Origin of the sequence: Ochrobactrum sp. WV_118_8 (assembly GCF_039631535.1) — a bacterium.
Classification (GTDB): Bacteria; Pseudomonadota; Alphaproteobacteria; order Rhizobiales; family Rhizobiaceae; genus Brucella; species Brucella anthropi.
Genome location: NZ_JBDIUZ010000002.1, coordinates 345,225 through 363,034, shown reverse-complemented (window position 1 = coordinate 363,034; position 17,810 = coordinate 345,225). Strand labels below are relative to the sequence as shown.

The following is a 17,810-nucleotide window of genomic DNA, read 5'->3' as shown; positions in this document are numbered from 1 at the left end:
GCATGAACCTTTTCACATCGCAGTTCCGCAATTCTCAGTTGCTCGCCAGCAAGGCGCACGCGCTCATTCCGGGCGGCTGTCACACCTATGCCAAGGGTGACGACCAGTATCCGGTACTCGCGCCCGGGTTCATCCAGCGCGGGTCCGGTTCGCATGTCTTCGACGTCGATGGCCATGAATATATCGAATATGGCATGGGCAATCGTGCGGTCGGGCTTGGCCATGCCTACCCGCCCGTCGTGCGCGCCGTGCGCGACGCCTTGCAGGACGGATGTAATTTTACGCGCCCAAGTGCCATCGAAGTCGAATGCGCGGAAAGTTTTCTGGAGCTGATCGACAGCGCCGAGATGGTGAAATTCTGCAAGGACGGTTCGGATGCGACCTCCGGCGCGGTGCGATTGGCGCGTGCCTATACCGGACGTGACATGATTGCCTGTTGTGCCGATCATCCATTTTTCTCGACCGATGACTGGTTCATTGGAACGACGAAGATGAATGCAGGCATTCCAGCTTCGGTTTCGGCTTTGACGGCAACTTTCCGTTACAACGATATTGCAAGCGTTGAAGCCCTGTTTGAGGATTATCCGGGGCGTATCGCGGCCATTATCCTCGAACCTGCAAAGGCTGACGAGCCGCAAAACAACTTCCTGCAGGAAGCAAAGCGCATCGCCCATGAAAACGGAGCCTTGTTCATTCTGGACGAGATGATTACCGGCTTCCGCTGGCATATGCGCGGCGCGCAGAAGCTTTATGATGTCGAGCCGGACCTGTCCTGTTTCGGCAAGGCGCTGGGCAACGGTTTTGCAATATCGGCGCTGGCAGGTAAGGCGGAATATATGCAGCTTGGTGGTCTGACCCAGACCGACCATCCACGTGTGTTCCTGCTTTCGACCACCCATGGCGCTGAAACCCATGCCATGGCTGCGGCGATTGCCACGATGACGATCTATCGCGACGAACCGGTGATCGAAAGGCTCTATGAGCAAGGTTCCAAACTGGCAGAGGGTGTGAATGCAACGATTGCCAGTCACGGCCTGCAGAACCATGTTCGCCTGTTCGGGCGTCCGTGCTGCCTTGCCTATGGAACGCTCGACGAGCAAGGGCAGCCGTCGCAGGAATTTCGCACATTGTTCCTTCAGGAGACAATCCGGCGCGGCGTTCTGATGCCATCGCTGGTGGTGAGCTATACGCACAGTGACACCGACATTGCGCGCACGGTGGATGCCATCGACGGTGCGCTCGACGTTTACGTCCGGGCGTTGAACGACGGTGTAAGCTCTTATCTGACCGGACGTCCTTCACAGGTGGTCTATCGCCGCTTCAATGAAGCGCCGACCTATCCGCCGACGATGCGATGAAGCGTTTTGTAGTCGCCATTATCGCCACGATCCTGCTGTTAATGGCAGCAGGATCGTCCAATGCAGCTGCTTCGTTCCCGATCAAGATCAGCCAGGATCGGCGCATTTTCGAGGATGCGACGGGTAAACCGTTTTTGCTGCAGGGCGATACTGCCTGGTCGCTGATCGCCGAACTGACGCGCGAGGATGTCGAGATCTATCTGCAGGATCGCCGGAAGCGCGGTTTCAACGCCATTCTGGTCAATCTTGTCGAACACTATTTCTCCCGTGATCCACCCGCCAATGCCTATGGTGAAAAACCGTTCAAGGGCGATGCCTTTGGCGATCTCAACCCGAAATATTTTGACCACGCCGCTTGGGTGATCGGGCGGGCGGAGCAATTGGGGATAGTTGTTTTTCTGGCTCCCGCCTATCTGGGCGTGAACGGTAACAGTCAGGGTTGGTTCTCGAAGGCTGAGGTTGCCGGTCCCCAGAAAATGCGCGTCTATGGCGAGGCGATCGCCCAACGATTTAAGGAATTTCATAATATAGTCTGGGTCTTGGGCGGTGATTTTAATGCGCCGGATCAGCGGCTTGTCTCTGAAATGGCTGAGGGTATAGCGCGCGTTGATCCAGACGCCCTCCAGACGGTGCACTCTGGCCGCAAGACGAGTACGGCGGAACTCTGGGCCGATCAGTCCTGGCTGAGTTTCGATACGGTTTATACCTATGACGATGTGCATGCCACGGTTTCCGAGCGGCGCAAACCGAACAAAATGCCCGTCATTTTGCTGGAGGGGGGCTATGAGTTCGAGCGGGAGACGACCGCGCAAATGATCCGGCGCAACGCCTATGGTGCTTTGCTTGCCGGTGCTGCCGGACAGTTCTTTGGCAATAATCCCATCTGGCATTTTACCGGGCCGGGTGTTTTCACTGCTGATCGCAGCTGGCAGGAAGCGCTCGACAGCCCAGGCGCGCAGTCGATGACGGCGTTGAAGAGGCTCTTCGACAAACTGCCCTGGCCGCAACTTAAACCAGATGGCGAAGGAGCTGTTCTGGTCAGCGCGAAAAGCTATGCCGTATCGCTGCCTGATGGCACTTTGTCGGTGGTTTACGGGGACGCCAACGATTTCAAGGTACAGAAAAATGTCGTGAAAGATGGCCGGAAGGCCGTCTGGTATGACCCTGTTTCCGGCAAGTTTGCCGATGCAGGCCAGCCGAGGGTGGAGGGGCCGATTGCCACCTACACGCCAAAGCAGGTGCAAAATTCCGGCGGCGGAACCGATTGGCTTCTGCTGATCGGCAGCAACGAGCGTCTGCGACCCATCCAAAAGAGGTAGGCGATACGTCCTTTCACGCTTTTCATAAACGCTTGTCCTAATCGGGCATGCCTTCGGTCAAGTCGTCGCTCCTGTCCTCTCTGACTAACATGCATTTATCAAAGCTTGAGGAGTCGGACATGAAAGTACTGGTTACGGGCAATCAGGGCTATATCGGATCGGTCATGGTACCGGTCCTCATGAATGCGGGGCATGAAGTGTCCGGCTATGACATCGGCCTTTACGAACATTGCCTCTTTGAAGAAGGCGGTGCCGTTATGAACGTGCCGACCATCCGAAAGGACGTGCGCGATGTGTCGCCGCGCGATCTGGAGGGGTTTGACGCGGTCATTCATCTAGCCGCACTCTCCAATGATCCGCTGGGTAATCTCAATGAGGAATTGACCTACGACATCAATCACCGGGCAAGTGTCGCCGTGGCGAAAGCGGCCAAACGGGCAGGTGTCGGGCGTTTTCTGTTTGCATCATCCTGTAGCAATTACGGCATCAGCGATGCTGATTTGATCGACGAAACTGGAGAGTTGAAACCGGTAACGGCCTATGGCCGGTCCAAGGTGCGGGCGGAACAGGAGATCCGGGAACTGGCAGATTCAAGCTTCTGCCCGGTCTATCTGCGTCCAGCAACGGCTTATGGTGTTTCGCCGTTCCTGCGCTTCGACATCGTGCTCAACAATCTCGTGGCATGGGCGGTGACGAAGGGGCTGATCTATCTCAAATCGGATGGCACGCCCTGGCGACCCATCGTGCATATCCGCGATATTTCCCGCGCCTTCATGGCGGCTATGGAAGCACCGCGCGAAAAAGTCTGGAACGAAGCTTTCAATGTCGGTTCGACGGAGCATAACTACCGCATCCGCGACATTGCGGGCATCGTCGCCGAGAATGTTCCCGATTGCCGTATCGAATATGCGGATGATGCCGGACCGGATACACGTTCCTATCGCGTCAGTTTTGAAAAGCTGGCGCGGGTGCTGCCAGAGGCAAAACCGGAATGGGATGCCGTTGCTGGCACGCGCGAACTGCTTGCCGCCTATAGCCGCTCGACGCTGACACTTGAGGAGTTTGAGGGCCCGCGCTTCCAGCGCATCGCGCATATTCGCAAGCTGATTGCGGAAGGGGTCTTGGATGCCGATCTGCGGCGCGCTGACGATGAACCGCAACCGCTTCGGGCAACGGCGTGATGGATACGGGGGCCGGGCACAAGGGCGTTGAAATTGCCATTCCGCCATTGTCGAACGGGATGGCCATCTACGATCTTGCTGCCCGCCTCTATCCAGTCTGCCGCAGTCTCGCCGGTGATGGCGCGCGCGAAACGCTTGCCATCATCGGGGAACATCTGCCGCTGACGGTTCATCAGGTTCCAACGGGCACTCTGCTTTATGATTGGAAAGCGCCGCAGGAATGGATCATCCATGAGGCCTATATCGCGGACATGAACGGCAATCGCATCGTCGATTTTGCCCGGCATAATCTGCATGTGGTGAATTTCAGCGTGCCTGTGCGGGTGCGAATGCCGCTCAACGCGCTGAAGGAGCATATTCATACACTGCCCGACCAGCCGGACCTCATTCCCTATCGCACCTGTTACCATGCGGAGGGCTGGGGCTTCTGCATGACGCATAACGGGTTTCTGTCGATGCAGGACGGCGACTATGACGTCGTGATTGATGCGGAGCGCCGCGACGGTTTTCTGACCTTCGGCGAGTTCATTCACCGGGGGGAAACCGACGAGACGTTCATCCTGTCGGCACATCTTTGCCACCCGTCGCTGGCCAATGACAATTGCTCTGGGCTGGCGCTGCTGGCGCGTCTTGGCGAAGTGCTGCAATCACGGCGCACGCGCCTGACCTACCGGCTGCTTTTCGGCCCGGCGACTTTCGGCGCTCTTGCATGGCTAAAGCAGAATGAAGAGCAACTGGGGCTGGTCCGGCACGGGCTGGTCCTGTCTTGCGTCGGCGATGCTGGTGGGCCGAATTACAAGCGCAGTCGTCGCGGTGATGCGGAGATTGATCGCATTATGGGCCATGTCCTTGCCGGTTGCACCAATGCGACGCTTCATGATTTCTGGCCATATGGCTATGACGAGCGCCAGTTCTGTTCGCCGGGATTCAACTTGCCAGTCGGTATGTTCCAGCGCAGTCTTTATGGCACCTTTCCGGAATATCACACATCAGCCGACAATCTCGATTTCATCAAACCGGACTATCTTGAGCAATCGTTCAACATGGTCTTGCAGGCTGTTGAAATTGCTGAGCGAAACTGGCTTCCGCTGAACACGTCGCCAAAGGGGGAGCCGCAGCTCGGGCGGCGTGGCCTTTATGGAAACATGGGTGGAGACAGTCGCGCCGCGCAAAACGCCATGGCGCTGCTGTGGGTGCTCAATCTGGCGGATGGCGAGCACTCCATTCTCGATATGGCAGAGCGTGCGAAACTGCCATTCGCAACCCTTGCCGATGCCGCAGACCGGCTCCGCGATGTAGGCTTGTTGGTGGAGAGCTAAAGCAGCGGCCAGGCCAGATCCTTATCGGAAATGACGCTGGGCCTGTTCGGCCATGGTATGCCGAGCGACGGGTCGTCATAGCGTAAGCCTGTCGCATAATCAGGTGCATAGGGCTTCGAGATCATGTAGCGCACGAGGACGTCAGATGTCAGGGTCTGGAAGCCATGTGCGCAGCCTTCGGGGATGTAGAGCTGGACGCCGTTTTCGGCGGATAGTTCCACGCCGGCCCAGCGCCTGTAGGTGGGTGAATGCGGGCGCAGATCGACCAGAACATCCCAGATGACGCCCTGCAGGCAGGTGACGAGTTTGGTCTCCGAATGTGGCTCGTTCTGGTAGTGAAGGCCGCGCAGCGTTCCTTCTTCGCGTGAGAAAGACAGGCTGTGCTGCGGAAAATGTGTTTCCATCTGTCGCTCCGCGAAGGCGGCTTCGCAATAGACCCGCGCGAACCAGCCGCGCTCGTCCTCAAGCCTTTCCGGCTCGATAGACCAGGCGCCATCGATGTTGAGCGAAGTGAAACGCATGTTTTGCTCCGATTTCCATACATGCGCATTCTGACAGCGGGATTATCGGGCGATAGAAGTTTCTTCGATGCATCCAAATAGCCTTCCGGGCGAGGCCAACCTGTCCGAATGAGGTAGGCGCCTACGCCCACGTCGCCATAGGGTGAAGATCGGGTACCTACTCCTCGTAGTCCGTCCGGTGAATGTTGCGCCCGATCGTATGTACGGCTCGCCCCTGATGACAGTCTCGGCAATTTTTAGGCCGCTTAGTAGTTTTGATTATCCGACGTGGATCGGAGTTCAACCCCATCAACCCGTAACGGACCAGTCCGAAGGTTCGTTGAGGCGAGGAACGACGTATGACCATCCAGACGCCGGATATTTCGCGGAGCACGAGCATGGCGCAAGAGCAGACCGGCTGTCGCCTGTGCGGTAAACTACTCAAACACACCTTTGTTGATCTTGGGATGTCGCCGCCTTGCGAAAGCTTCATTACGGCGGATCGCCTCGACCGCATGGAGCCTTACTACCCGCTCTACGCGCTTGTCTGCGATCATTGTTATCTGGTGCAGTTGAAGGAGTATTTCTCGCCTGCCGAGATTTTCACTGAATATGCCTATTTCTCGTCTTTCGCCACCAGCTGGGTCAGCCATGCGAAGACCTATTGCGACGAGATAACCGAGCGGCTGGGACTGAACGAAAACAGCTTCGTGGTCGAGATCGCCAGCAATGACGGTTATCTCCTGCAGCATTTCCTGCCGAAGGGCATCCCGATCCTCGGCATCGAACCGGCGGCCAATGTGGCAGAAACGGCCATTGCCAAGGGCGTGCCGACGCGCGTGGATTTCTTTGGTTCGACGCTCGCTGCCGAACTGGTCGGCACAGGACGCAAGGCCGACCTCCTGATCGGTAACAACGTTCTGGCGCAAGTCCCTGATCTCAATGACTTTGTGCGCGGTCTGCAGCTGTTGCTGAAGCCGGAAGGCGTGATTACGCTGGAGTTTCCGCATCTCGCCAATCTTATCGAACAAAACCAGTTTGACACGATCTATCACGAGCATTTCTCGTATTTCTCGTTGCTGACGATCCGGTACATGGCGCACCGCCATCACCTGAAGGTCATCGACGTGGAGGAACTGTCAACCCATGGCGGATCGCTCCGGGTGTATCTTGCGCATAACAGCAGCAAGCGGAAGGCAGGACCGCGTGTGGCCGCCCTTCTGAAGCGCGAAGAGAGTTTCGGCCTCAACGAGATTTCGACCTATGAGCAGTTTGCCGAAAAGACCCGGCGCACCAAGCGCGATCTCCTGTCCTTCCTGATTGCAGCCAAGAATGCCGGCAAGCGCATCTGCGGTTATGGCGCGCCGGGCAAGGGCAATACGCTTCTGAACTATTGCGGCATTGGCACGGATTTCCTGGATTTCACGGTCGATCGCAACCCCTATAAGCACGGGCGTTTCACGCCAGGCATGCACATTCCGATCTACGATGTGTCGGCGATCGACAAATACCGGCCCGATTACATCCTCATCCTGCCGTGGAACTTCAAGGACGAGATCATCCGGCAGATGCAGCACGTGGTCGAATGGGGTGCAAAGTTCATCATTCCGATCCCACACGTCACGTTGATTGACCCGGCACTACTCACAGAGGAGCGGTAAGTCATGAAAGTCGTTCTGTTCTGCGGCGGTCTTGGAACCAGAATCCGCGAATATTCGGAGAACATCCCGAAGCCGATGATCCCGCTCGGCCATCAGCCGATCCTGCATCACGTTATGGAATATTACAGCGACTACGGGCACAACGAGTTCGTTCTGTGCCTAGGCTACAAGGCCAATGTCGTGAAGGATTTCTTCCTGACGATCCGCCCGCAGACCTTCGCGGACTGTGTGGTTTCCGATGGCGGGCGCAATGTGCAATTGCTTGAGGAAGTGGATCGTGACTGGAGCGTGACGCTGCTCGATACGGGGATCTGGCGCAATATCGGCGAGAGGCTCTGGAGTGCGCGGTCGCATGTGGCGAATGAGGATATGTTCCTTGCCAATTACAGTGACGGGCTCAGTGATGTCGATCTCGACGATATGGCGGAACGTTTCCGTGCCAGCGGCAAGATTGCCTGTTTCCTCGCCGTCCGCCCGCCGCTGACCTATCACCTTGCAGATATTGCCGAAGGCGGCGACGTGCGGGCTTTCCGGACTTCGAACACCTCCGATATCTGGATCAATGGCGGTTACTTCCTCTTCCGCAAGGAAATCTTCGACTATATGCGCGAAGGCGAGGAACTGGTGCTTGAACCATTCGGCCGTCTGATCGCCGAAAACCAGCTGATGGCCTATAAATATGAGGGCTTCTGGCGCTCGATGGATACGCTGCGCGATTGGCAGACGCTTGAGGACATGGTCGAAAAGGGCGACATGCCCTGGAAGAGGCACAAGGCGGAAGAGGCCGAACGACGCGCTACCAATGTCGCGATAGCGCTATGATCGATCTGCGCTCGCTCGCAAATCAGAGCCGTCCGCTGCAGTTGCTTTGTCTGGGCGCGCATTCCGACGATATCGAAATCGGTTGCGGCGGCACGCTTCTGAGCCTGATCGAGAGCGGCACGCCATTGCATGTGGAGTGGTGTGTTTTGTCGGGAAATGAAGAAAGGCGCGCGGAGGCAGAGGCTTCCGCGCGCGATTTTCTGCGCGGGATAGACAGTTTCAACATTCATCTTGCCTCGTTCGAGGATAGTTATTTCCCGGCGCAAAGCCGTGAGATCAAACAATGGTTGATCGAACAGCGCGGGCGAGGGCAGCCGGATATGGTCTTTACTCATCGCCATGGCGATGCGCATCAGGACCACCGCACGGTCAACGAGCTGACATGGAACCTGTTTCGGGATCAGGTGATCCTTGAATATGAAATCCCGAAATGGGATGGCGATCTGGGCCAGCCCAACGCCTATTCGGCGCTACCGGCTGTGATCATGGATCGTAAGATCGACCTGTTGATGAAACACTTCGGCACGCAGCGCTCGAAGGACTGGTTCGACGCGGAAACTTTTCGCGGGCTTGCCCGGCTACGCGGCATGGAATGCCGCGCGCCTGAAACCTACGCCGAGGCGTTTCATGCCCGTAAGTTGCGGTTGTTTTAGTTTGCAACTGGCTCTGCATTTGTGTCGACACGGACGACCACCGACATGCCGGGCACTAGACGTGCCGCATCCGGTTGATCTTCATTGATGGCGATGCGAACGGAAAGGCGCTGCGTGATCTTGGTGAAGTTGCCGGTCGCATTGTCGGATTTGATGACGCTGAATTCGGAACCGGCAGCAGGCGCGAAGGCTTCGATGTGCCCCTTCAGCTCGGCATGACGCAGCGCATCGACGGTGAAAGTGACCGGCTGGCCAATCTTCATGCCGTAGAGCTGAGTTTCCTTGAAATTCGCCATTACCCATTTGATCTTTGGTACGACGGAGACGAGCTGCGTTCCCGCTGTCACATATTGACCGAGGCGCACGCCCACTTCGCCGAGCGTGCCGTCACGTGGTGCAATGATATGGGTGTTCTGCAGATCGATCCGCGCCAGTTCAACGGTTGCTTCCGCATTGGCGATATCGGCATTGAGGCTGTCGCGATTGACGATGATGGACTGCAGGTCCTGTTGTGCGACGGCCAGCGCTGCCTGAGCTTCCTCGACGGAGGCCTGCGCCTGAAGCAGGGTTCCGTGAGCCGTATCGGCAGAACTTTGCGTGGTCACACCGCGCGGCAGCAAAGCCTCGACGCGCTTTGCATTGGCTTCGGCCACCTCAAGTGCTGCCTTGGCGCCGGAAATCTGTGCCTGCCGCGACTGGATCGTCGCTTCAGCCGAACGCTGGCTCTGTTCTGAATTGGCCAGGGCTGCCTTCTTGCTGTTGAGTGCGGCCAGCGCCTGATCCAGCTTTTGCTGATAGCTGCGGCTGTCGATCTCAAACAGTAGGTCGCCCTGTTTTACTGTTTGATAGTCGTTGACATTGACCTTGGTGACATAACCGGCGACCTGCGGACTGATAACCGTCACCTGTCCACGGACATAGGCGTTATCGGTTGTCTCGACGGTGTGTTTGAAAGGCGGCAACTGCCACGCCCACAGCACCATCAGAACGCCTGCAAGGCCGATGATGAGGGCGAGACCACCGCGAATATACTGTTTTCCAACTGACATTTTCAAATACTCGTCGATTTAACCAGCCACAGTAGCGTTATGGTGGGTGTGCATGTTTTCATAGAAGCGATAGGCGATCAGGCAAACGAGCGAGAGGCCCGCAATGACGGAGATTGCGAGAAAAGCATCGTTATAGGACAGCACCGTCGCTTCCTTGGTGACCTGTTGTCCGAGAAGCGCCAGCCCTTCGGCCTTCGTCAGTCCCTGATCAGCCAGAACCTTTGCATAGGTGCCGGAGAGCGCCTGAACGCGCTGGGCGACAACGGGGTTGGACATGACCAGTTGCTCCACCAGATAGGCGGAATGATACTTTTCGCGGATCGCGATGAATGTGCTGAACACGGCAGAGCCGATAAGACCGCCGATGTTCTGCGTGAACAGGAAGATGACGATGAAACTCGTCATGTAGGTCGGTCCTTGTTTCAGCGCCTTGGTGATGCCCGCAAGCATGGCCGGGGGCAGGAACAGAGCGCCGCCGAAGGCTATCAGGCCCTGACTGAGATAGGCGTTGTGCGGGCGGGTCAGGTTTGTGGCATGGCTGTCCAGAAAGGCACCGACCGCGATGAAGACCAGCGCCAGCCCGAAGATGAACGATACGCGTTCAAGCTTCATCCACATGCCGCAGGTAATGCCCCCCGCCAAGGATGCAGCGAGAATGACGAGATAAAGGCCACGGCTCTGGCCGTCCTGCAGGCCGAATGCCTGAAAGAGGCCGACCGCACCGGTTGTCTGCTCGGCAAGCACGATGCGGAATATGAAGAGGATCAGCGTGAAGCGCAGGATTTCCGGTTGGAACAGCCAATGCAGGTTCATCAGCGGCTGCTCGCGGTTGAGTTCGATTGCGGCAGCGCAGGCAAGAACAGCGATTGAGATCGCCAGACATATGCCGATCCAGGGGGCTTCGAACCACCAATAGTTCTTGCCCTGAACCAGTACGACCGCGAGAAGCCCAAAGCCGATGGCAATCAGTCCGTAAGCGACGAAATCCAGCCAGTGCAACACTTTTGCACGCGGCGCTTGTGTCATCGGCAGGATATAGACGACGGCGAAGGCTGCGAGCGACAGGCCGATTTCGACCATATAGAGCTGCTGCCATTGGCCGATATCGAAAAGTAGCGGTGAGATGACACGCGCCAGTGGGCCTGCCGCAGCCGAACAGGTGAGCGCGAGGCTGAGGCCCCAAGTCATTTTCTTGGCGGGCGGAAAGGCTTCGAGCATGTAAAGAAAGCCGATGGTCGAGATCGGCGCCGCAGCAGCGCCCGCAATGAAGCGGATCGGGACCGCCGACCAGATATCATAGACAAGCAGATGCAGCAGGGAAGAAATCAGGAAAACGGCAATCGCGATTTCCGCAAAGCGGCGCAGACCGAACTGGGTGCGTATCTTGATGAGAAGGATCGTCAGGCTGGCATAGGGAGCCATATAGGCTGCGATAAGCCACGAGGTTTCCGTCAGCGTTGCGCCGAGTGATCCCTGTATCTGCTGCGTGTTGGCCGAGATGAAATACATGCTGAGACCGCGCGTCGACCACATGAGGACAGACGCGGCGATGTAGATAGCGGACATGTAAACCGGCATATGCGGAACGGCAGGCGTTGCAGCCGGTTGGCTTGCCGGGGAAGCCTGTTGTCCTTGCTGATCTTTGTCTTCTTCCGACATGGTTCTAGCGGTCTTTCCCCGCGAGTGTCGTTTCCACCGTTTGGCTGATTTCCTGAAGAACAGTAAGGGCGGTTTCAAGTGCCTTCTGATCGAACTTCTGCAAGAGCTCCGACCGGATGTTGCGGGTGATTTCCTGCAACTCGCGCACCTGCGCCTGCGCTTCACCCGTCAGCTCGATACGTTTCGCGCGGCGATCGCTTTCAACCGCGGCGCGATAGATCAACCCCTGCTTTTCAAGCCCATCCAGAAGGCGCACCACGGAAGGGTGCTCGATTTCCAGAGCATCTGCCAGCTCGCGCTGATTCCAGTCGCGCTGCTGGGCGAGAAGCAGGAGTACGCGGGCACGTGCCAGCGTCAGCCCGCGTTCCCGGACGCGGGAATCGAACAGGTTACGCATTTTGCGCGCGGCCGTGGAAAGCTCCATCGTGAAAGCCGCTTCGAGATCATGTTTTGACTGAGACATTGTATAGCTATCTATTATATGTGTAGCTATATATAATGTTTAGAACCTGCTAATCAATGGGTTTGATGGCACTCAGATGCAGGAACGGAAAAATATTTGCGGCTTCGGGAATAAATCGCGGTCGTCGATTGTCTTATCTCCATATCGCATGTCGCGATTGGAACCCCGTGAGGCAGATCATGAAAACGTTTGGTTTTATGTCCGTACTGGCAATCGCTACCGTGGCGGCGTCAGCCGCGCTGGCCGCGCCATCCGTCAAGACGATGGAAAGCTCGAAGGGGCAGGTGCTGGCAGGCGCCAAGGATATGACGCTCTACACTTTCGACAAGGATAGCAAGGGTGAATCCAGCTGCTATGATACTTGCGCGAAGAACTGGCCGCCCTTCATGGCGATGAAGGGAGCAAAGGCTTCCGGCGCATATACGCTGGTCAAGCGCAAGGATGGCAGCGAGCAATGGGCGAAAGACGGAATGCCGCTCTATTACTGGGTGAAGGACAAGAAGCCCGGCGATGTCACCGGAGACGGCGTTAATGGAGTCTGGCACGCAGCAAAGCCATGAGGCCGATGTGAGCCATCCCGCTCCCGAAAGTTTCGAGGGCCAGCTTCTGGCCCTCCTGCCGGTCATGCGGCGTTACTCGCGCAGCCTTGCCAAGTCCGATGCCGAAGGCGAGGACCTTTTGCAGGATTGCGTGGCGAAGGCGTTGTCGCGGCGCGGCCAGTGGCGTGGCCTCAATCTGCGTGGGTGGATACTCACGATGATGACCAACCTCTATCGCAATGGCTACAAAAGCCGCGCCCGGACCCGACATGAAACGCTGGATGTCGCGGAAAATGTCAGTGTCGCTGCGACGGAGACGGATCCGTTCCAGCTGCAGCAGCTTGAAGAGGCGATCAACACCTTGCCGGACGATAACCGCGCGGTGCTGATGCTCATCGTCGTCGAAGGCTACAGCTATGGCGAGGCGGCGGAAATGCTGGGCATACCTGTCGGAACGGTCATGTCGCGGCTTTCACGGGCAAGACATCGCGTTGCCGAACATATGAGCGGCTCGAATATTGTAACGCTTCGGAGAAACCGATGACAGAACGCAATTCTCCCATAACCGAAGCGGAACTGCTCGGCTTTGTCGACGGGCAATTGTCCGAAGCAGAACATGCGCGCATTGCCGGGCTTCTTGAAAGCAACCCCGAGCAGGCGGCGCTGGCTGCCGAATGGCGCAGACAGAACGAAGGTATCAGGCAACTCTTTTCCGGTTATGCCGAGGCAAAGAACGACGATCCCGGAATGATCCGCTCAGCGGGGATCCGCCAGTTGCGAACCTATCGTAGCACTGTTGCCGCAGCGGTTCTGGCGGCCTTGTTGATCGGCGCCGCAGGCGGCTTTGCAGGTGCGCGCCTGTTTGCGGAAGCCGAGCCGCAATTGGCGAGCGTGCAGACTCTGCCACAGCAGTCGCAGGCGGCATATCTCATCTATGCCAGCGAAGTACGGCATCCGGTTGAGGTCTTTTCCAACGAAGAGGCGCATCTTGCGACATGGCTTGGCAAACGGCTCGACATACCCGACCTTCGTGTTCCCGATCTCCGCTCGTTGGGTTTTCAGCTTGTCGGTGGGCGCCTGTTGCCGGTTGACGGCAAGGCGGGCGCCTTCTTCATGTATGAGGACGAGGCAGGAAAACGGCTTTCGGTGATCGTCGGTCGCAATCCGGATAACCGCGATACGAGCTTCCGTTTTGCTTCAAACGATGGTGTCGAAACTTTCTACTGGATCGACAACGATCTTGGTTATGCAGTAAGCGGCGAGATTTCGCGCGAACGGCTGCGGCAGGTGGCGGAGGAATGCTACCGCCAGTTTCCGGGCTGACCTGCTTATCGGTCGTCGCTGAAAGCGTGAACCATCGCATCCTTTGAGCTGCCACTCGCGATCAATGCGGCAAGCAGGATGCGCGCCTGACCCGGGCGAAGCGTATGTGCGTGAATGGCTCCGGCTTCGCCAAGATCATATCCGCCGCCGCCGCCGCCATAGCCGGGTGTCAATAGGCCTTCCGGTACGCGGCTTGAAACTGCAACGGGAATATTGCGGCGCGAGCATTCGCGGACAGCTTCGACAACGCAGGGTGTGGTATTGCCCGAACCGAGCGCTGCAAGAACGATGCCGCTGGCACCGGCTGCAATGCTCGCCTCTATGTGGAGGGCATCGCAGCCGGGATAAATGGCAATCGTGTCGATCCGGCGGTCACCGACAGGAGCGGGAAGCGTCGGGCTCTGGATAGGGATCATACGTGCAGAGCGGAAGGCGTCGGCGCTGTCGCTGCTGAACTTGTATGCCCCCCAAGCCGGTACGATCCGTCCACCGAAGGCAATAAGGACGCCTTTGTCGGCATTGGCCGGATCGCAGGCAAGCCGAATGGCGGTGGCGAGATTTTCCGGCCCATCCGCCTGCGGGTGGTCGGCGGTAAACTGTGCTCCGGTGAAAATCACGGGTTTGCTGATGCGGCGCTGCAGATGCACCAGCAGCGCCGTTTCTTCCATGGCATCCGTTCCGTGCAGGACGACGATGCCGTCGACGTCGCCATCCTTGAGGCAGGAACCGACGGCATCGCTGATGCGCTGCATGTCGGAAAGGGTGAGGCTTGCAGAATCCTTCGCCATCAGGTCGACCGGGCGAAGCTCCGCTTCAAGGCCCGGTACGAATTCCAGCAGATCCTCACCGGACAGGACCGGTGTGCTTGCTCCGTCTTTCCCACGCTTGCTGGCGATGGTGCCGCCAGTGGCGATCACCGCTATGGAAGGCTTTGCAAGCGTCATATTTCCGAATCCTCTCACTTACCGGGAATGCTGGCGTCTACAGCACGTTCGGTAGCAAGTCGATGGATGCGTTCACGCATCATATACCAGCCGAGGATGAGGGCAGGGCCGATGATTGCCAGTGAAGCAATCGTCCATGTGCCGACTGGATAGTCGAGCGCCATCAGGACAAGCACGCCAAGCAGGAATGCGAGTGTGAGGATGCCGGTGTAAGGTGCACCGAACATGCGGAAATCCGGGCGCACGATTTCGCCGCGACGCGCAAGGTGCCAAAGTTTCAGCTGACAAAGGACGATAACACCCCATGCCGTGATGATGCCGAGTGCGGAGAGATTAAGCGCGATTTCAAAAGCTGCCGCAGGCACGACAGCATTGAGAACAACACCGATGACAGTGACGACAGCGGTAACCGCGATGCCCATATAGGGAACGCCGTTCTTGTTCATTTTGGCCAGCGAGGCTGGTGCCGAGCCGGAAATGGCCATGGAGTGCAGGATGCGCCCGGTGGAATAAAGCCCGGCATTCAGCGACGACAGAACCGCAGTCAGGACGACGAGGTTCATGATGATATCCGCACCTTCGACGCCGATCTTGCCGAAGAAGGTCACAAACGGGCTCTCGCCAGCAGAATAGGCTGTGTAGGGAAGAAGCAGCGAGAGCAGCAGAACAGAACCTACATAAAAGACGAGAAGGCGGAAGACCACGGTGCGGATTGCGCGGGGCATGACCTTGCGCGGGTCTTCGGTTTCTCCCGCTGTGGTGCCCAGCAACTCGATGGATGCATAAGCGAAAACCACACCCTGTATGATGATGAATGCAGGCAATATGCCGTTCGGGAAAAGGCCTCCGCTATCCGTGATGATGCTGAAGCCAGCCGAATGACCGTCAATCGGCGTGCCGGAGACAACGAAGTAAATGCCGACAACCAGAAAGGTCACGAGCGCAATGACCTTGACAAGACTGAACCAGAATTCCAGCTCGCCAAACACTTTCACCGACAGAAGGTTCATCGACAACACGATGACAAGGGCCGTCAGTGCGAACACCCATTGGTCAATGCCTTGCAGCCACGGCACATAGTGCTTGAAGAAATTCATATAGAGCGCGACAGCCGTTACGTCCGCGACCGACGTCATGGCCCAGTTGAGCCAGTACATCCAGCCTGCCACGAACGCCAGTTTTTCACCGTAGAATTCGCGGGCATAGGAGACGAAGGAACCGGAGCTGGGGCGATGCATGATGAGCTCGCCCAGTGCACGCAGCACCAGAAAGGCAAAGAATCCGCAGAGGGCATAGACGAAGACCAGGGCCGGACCTGCCATTGCGAGGCGTCCGCCTGCACCGAGAAAGAGCCCGGTTCCGATTGCGCCGCCGATGGCGATCATCTGGATCTGACGCGGTTTCAGGGCTTTGTGATAACCACGGTCCTCTTCAATGAACACTTCGCGTTCGGCCGGGGTGGCCTTCATGGTTTCGATCGGCATTGCTCCTCCCTGAGAGCGCGGTTTCGACAGGCGACCGTTCGGCGTGAAAGGCCAATTAGGGCGCGCCGCCGGTCATTCAATGAGGGTATGGAATTCATCCCTATTTGATGGGTATTCTGTAAAGCTGCATGACAGATTTTGAAGCCGGTTTTAACGCATATCGCAGAACGCGCGTCAAGTATTCGGCTTCAAATGAGAAGCATCGCATGCATTTCCGAAATAGGCTGGCAGGGAAAAAATCAGCAGGAATAAAGTGTTACCGGCATGTGCTTATCTGGCATGAAAATGCCGCACCAAGCCAGATTGGCATGAATAATCTGCGCGAATCCTGTGTAAAGCGGTGGTCCTGCAATTGTGGTGTCAGACCTCATCCTTGCCGATGATCGTCGTTACAGCAGTCTTGACTTTGCTCAGATGCGCTTCCATCGCAGCGCGGGCATCAGTTTCCGATCCCGCCTCAATAGCTTCGACAATCAGGCGATGTTCGACATTCGAAGCTTCGCGGCGGCCAGACATCAGGTTGACGAGTTCAGATTGCTGGATCAGCGCCTCGCGGGCATCAGCGACAATCTTGGAGAAGACCTTGTTTCCGGAAGCCTCGGCAATCGCGCAGTGAAATTCGGAATCGAGCAATTCCCATTTCTGTGGGTCCGTCTGGCGGTCCATCTTGTCGCAAAGTTCAAGCAGGTTGGCGAGTTGTTCGGCGCTGCGTCGTAAAGCTGCCCAACCTGCCGCCGGCACTTCGATGAACGGGCGTGCCTCGATCAGATCACGCGCGGAATAGCCGCCATAACTCAGTTCGCTCGCGGGGGAAGCATTCAGGACGTAGGTGCCACTACCTGTTCGGGTCTGGGTGAGGCCCAGTGTCTGTAGTGACCGCAGCGCCTCGCGCACGATTGGGCGGCTGACACCGAACCGGCCAGCGAGTTGAGTTTCAGAGGGCAGGCGGGTGCCCACGGCAAGGCGACCGGATGTGATGGCCGAGCGAATATCGTCGAATACAACTTCAGCCGCATTCTTTCGTGTGACCGGATGTGTGTCCGATAGCCAGTCGGCCAATTCGCTCATGTCCGAACCTCCGTCAATTGCTTCGCTCCTGTCAAGCAGCTAGGCAATTTTCAGAAGGATATCAATCCCAAAGCGGTTCAAAAAGGCAGATCAAGAGACACAAAAAGCCCTGCGCTCCAGCTGGAGCGCAGGGCTTTCCTATTGGAACTTATCAGGCCGCTGTGGCGGCCGTGTTCAACTTGTTGGCCGACAGGATGCTGATGAACGCTGCACCATAAGCTGTGAGCGGCGCCATCTTGGCAAGCGCGCTCGCAATGGCGTCGTGGTGGCTCAACTCTTCCTCGGAATCGTGGCGGAAGGATACGCAAACAGTTTCGCCATCTTCACCGATGAATTCTACCTGATAGGAATTTTCCTTGCCGCATCTTTTGACCAGAGCATCGACAATTTGCATGCAATCATTCTCCTTCCGAGCCGCATGAACGCGCTGGAATGAAGATGGTAACATAAAATTTTATCTTTTTGTCC

18 protein-coding genes are annotated in these 17,810 nt (G+C 57.2%); 10 read left to right on the top strand and 8 right to left on the bottom strand.

What is annotated here, in order from left to right; genetic code table 11:
* Positions 1-2 precede the first annotated feature (2 nt).
* The 4 genes from ABDF71_RS15800 to ABDF71_RS15785 all read left to right on the top strand — a co-directional run bounded on the left by ABDF71_RS15800 (position 3) and on the right by ABDF71_RS15785 (position 5,177).
* A complete protein-coding gene (locus ABDF71_RS15800) occupies positions 3-1,358 on the top strand; it encodes a glutamate-1-semialdehyde 2,1-aminomutase (RefSeq protein WP_258124375.1) in 1,356 nt (451 codons plus the stop codon).
* Entirely contained in the window at positions 1,355-2,677 is a 1,323-nt protein-coding gene (locus tag ABDF71_RS15795; protein ID WP_258124374.1) for a glycoside hydrolase family 140 protein, read from the top strand. Before ABDF71_RS15800 ends, ABDF71_RS15795 begins: the two co-directional genes overlap by 4 nt.
* A gap of 119 nt (positions 2,678-2,796) precedes the next feature.
* Entirely contained in the window at positions 2,797-3,858 is a 1,062-nt protein-coding gene (locus tag ABDF71_RS15790; protein WP_012092816.1) for an NAD-dependent epimerase/dehydratase family protein, read from the top strand.
* Complete coding sequence (locus tag ABDF71_RS15785; protein WP_258124430.1) at positions 3,858-5,177, top strand: DUF4910 domain-containing protein; 1,320 nt, start codon at positions 3,858-3,860, stop codon at positions 5,175-5,177. The genes ABDF71_RS15790 and ABDF71_RS15785 overlap by 1 nt, the downstream gene beginning before the upstream one ends.
* Here the strand turns inward: ABDF71_RS15785 and rfbC are convergent.
* Positions 5,174-5,698, bottom strand: a complete 525-nt coding sequence (rfbC, locus tag ABDF71_RS15780) for a dTDP-4-dehydrorhamnose 3,5-epimerase (RefSeq protein WP_010658587.1) — start codon at positions 5,696-5,698, stop codon at positions 5,174-5,176. The two genes, ABDF71_RS15785 and rfbC, sit on opposite strands and share 4 nt — an antisense overlap.
* 338 nt (positions 5,699-6,036) lie before the next feature.
* Here rfbC and ABDF71_RS15775 point away from each other — a divergent pair, with 338 nt between their 5' ends.
* The 3 genes from ABDF71_RS15775 to ABDF71_RS15765 are packed head-to-tail and all read left to right on the top strand — an operon-like array spanning position 6,037 to position 8,813.
* Positions 6,037-7,338 carry a class I SAM-dependent methyltransferase gene (locus ABDF71_RS15775; protein WP_010658588.1) on the top strand — a complete coding sequence of 434 codons (1,302 nt, stop codon included), beginning with the start codon at positions 6,037-6,039 and terminating at the stop codon, positions 7,336-7,338.
* Between the two features lie 3 nt (positions 7,339-7,341).
* On the top strand, positions 7,342-8,160 hold the full coding sequence (locus ABDF71_RS15770) for a sugar phosphate nucleotidyltransferase (protein ID WP_500061679.1): 819 nt from the start codon (positions 7,342-7,344) through the stop codon (positions 8,158-8,160).
* On the top strand, positions 8,157-8,813 hold the full coding sequence (locus tag ABDF71_RS15765; protein WP_258124373.1) for a PIG-L deacetylase family protein: 657 nt from the start codon (positions 8,157-8,159) through the stop codon (positions 8,811-8,813). Before ABDF71_RS15770 ends, ABDF71_RS15765 begins: the two co-directional genes overlap by 4 nt.
* Here the strand turns inward: ABDF71_RS15765 and ABDF71_RS15760 are convergent.
* Genes ABDF71_RS15760 through ABDF71_RS15750 form a run of 3 tightly spaced genes read right to left on the bottom strand, consistent with a single transcriptional unit; the run spans position 8,810 to position 11,984 of the window.
* Positions 8,810-9,862, bottom strand: a complete 1,053-nt coding sequence (locus tag ABDF71_RS15760; RefSeq protein ID WP_029927685.1) for an HlyD family secretion protein — start codon at positions 9,860-9,862, stop codon at positions 8,810-8,812. The two genes, ABDF71_RS15765 and ABDF71_RS15760, sit on opposite strands and share 4 nt — an antisense overlap.
* 18 nt (positions 9,863-9,880) lie before the next feature.
* Positions 9,881-11,521: an MFS transporter gene (locus ABDF71_RS15755; protein WP_151663593.1), complete on the bottom strand. Its 1,641-nt coding sequence runs from the start codon at positions 11,519-11,521 to the stop codon at positions 9,881-9,883.
* Between the two features lie 4 nt (positions 11,522-11,525).
* On the bottom strand, positions 11,526-11,984 hold the full coding sequence (locus ABDF71_RS15750; protein ID WP_036586511.1) for a MarR family winged helix-turn-helix transcriptional regulator: 459 nt from the start codon (positions 11,982-11,984) through the stop codon (positions 11,526-11,528).
* Between the two features lie 179 nt (positions 11,985-12,163).
* Between ABDF71_RS15750 and ABDF71_RS15745 the strand changes: the two genes are divergently transcribed.
* The 3 genes from ABDF71_RS15745 to ABDF71_RS15735 are packed head-to-tail and all read left to right on the top strand — an operon-like array spanning position 12,164 to position 13,846.
* Positions 12,164-12,544, top strand: a complete 381-nt coding sequence (locus ABDF71_RS15745; RefSeq protein WP_012092824.1) for a COG4315 family predicted lipoprotein — start codon at positions 12,164-12,166, stop codon at positions 12,542-12,544.
* Positions 12,516-13,067 (top strand): sigma-70 family RNA polymerase sigma factor, encoded by a 552-nt coding sequence (locus ABDF71_RS15740; protein WP_151663594.1) that lies wholly within the window; start codon positions 12,516-12,518, stop codon positions 13,065-13,067. Before ABDF71_RS15745 ends, ABDF71_RS15740 begins: the two co-directional genes overlap by 29 nt.
* Positions 13,064-13,846: an anti-sigma factor family protein gene (locus ABDF71_RS15735; RefSeq protein ID WP_029927678.1), complete on the top strand. Its 783-nt coding sequence runs from the start codon at positions 13,064-13,066 to the stop codon at positions 13,844-13,846. Before ABDF71_RS15740 ends, ABDF71_RS15735 begins: the two co-directional genes overlap by 4 nt.
* 5 nt (positions 13,847-13,851) lie before the next feature.
* On the opposite strand, the gene ABDF71_RS15730 is transcribed toward ABDF71_RS15735, so the two are convergent.
* From ABDF71_RS15730 to ABDF71_RS15715, 4 genes are all read right to left on the bottom strand, one after another.
* A complete protein-coding gene (locus ABDF71_RS15730; protein ID WP_010658597.1) occupies positions 13,852-14,790 on the bottom strand; it encodes an asparaginase in 939 nt (312 codons plus the stop codon).
* Between the two features lie 14 nt (positions 14,791-14,804).
* Positions 14,805-16,274: an amino acid permease gene (locus ABDF71_RS15725; protein WP_010658598.1), complete on the bottom strand. Its 1,470-nt coding sequence runs from the start codon at positions 16,272-16,274 to the stop codon at positions 14,805-14,807.
* Between the two features lie 360 nt (positions 16,275-16,634).
* A complete protein-coding gene (locus tag ABDF71_RS15720; RefSeq protein WP_151663595.1) occupies positions 16,635-17,342 on the bottom strand; it encodes a FadR/GntR family transcriptional regulator in 708 nt (235 codons plus the stop codon).
* Positions 17,343-17,493: 151 nt separating this feature from the next.
* Positions 17,494-17,736, bottom strand: a complete 243-nt coding sequence (locus ABDF71_RS15715) for a hypothetical protein (protein WP_010658600.1) — start codon at positions 17,734-17,736, stop codon at positions 17,494-17,496.
* Positions 17,737-17,810 lie beyond the last annotated feature (74 nt).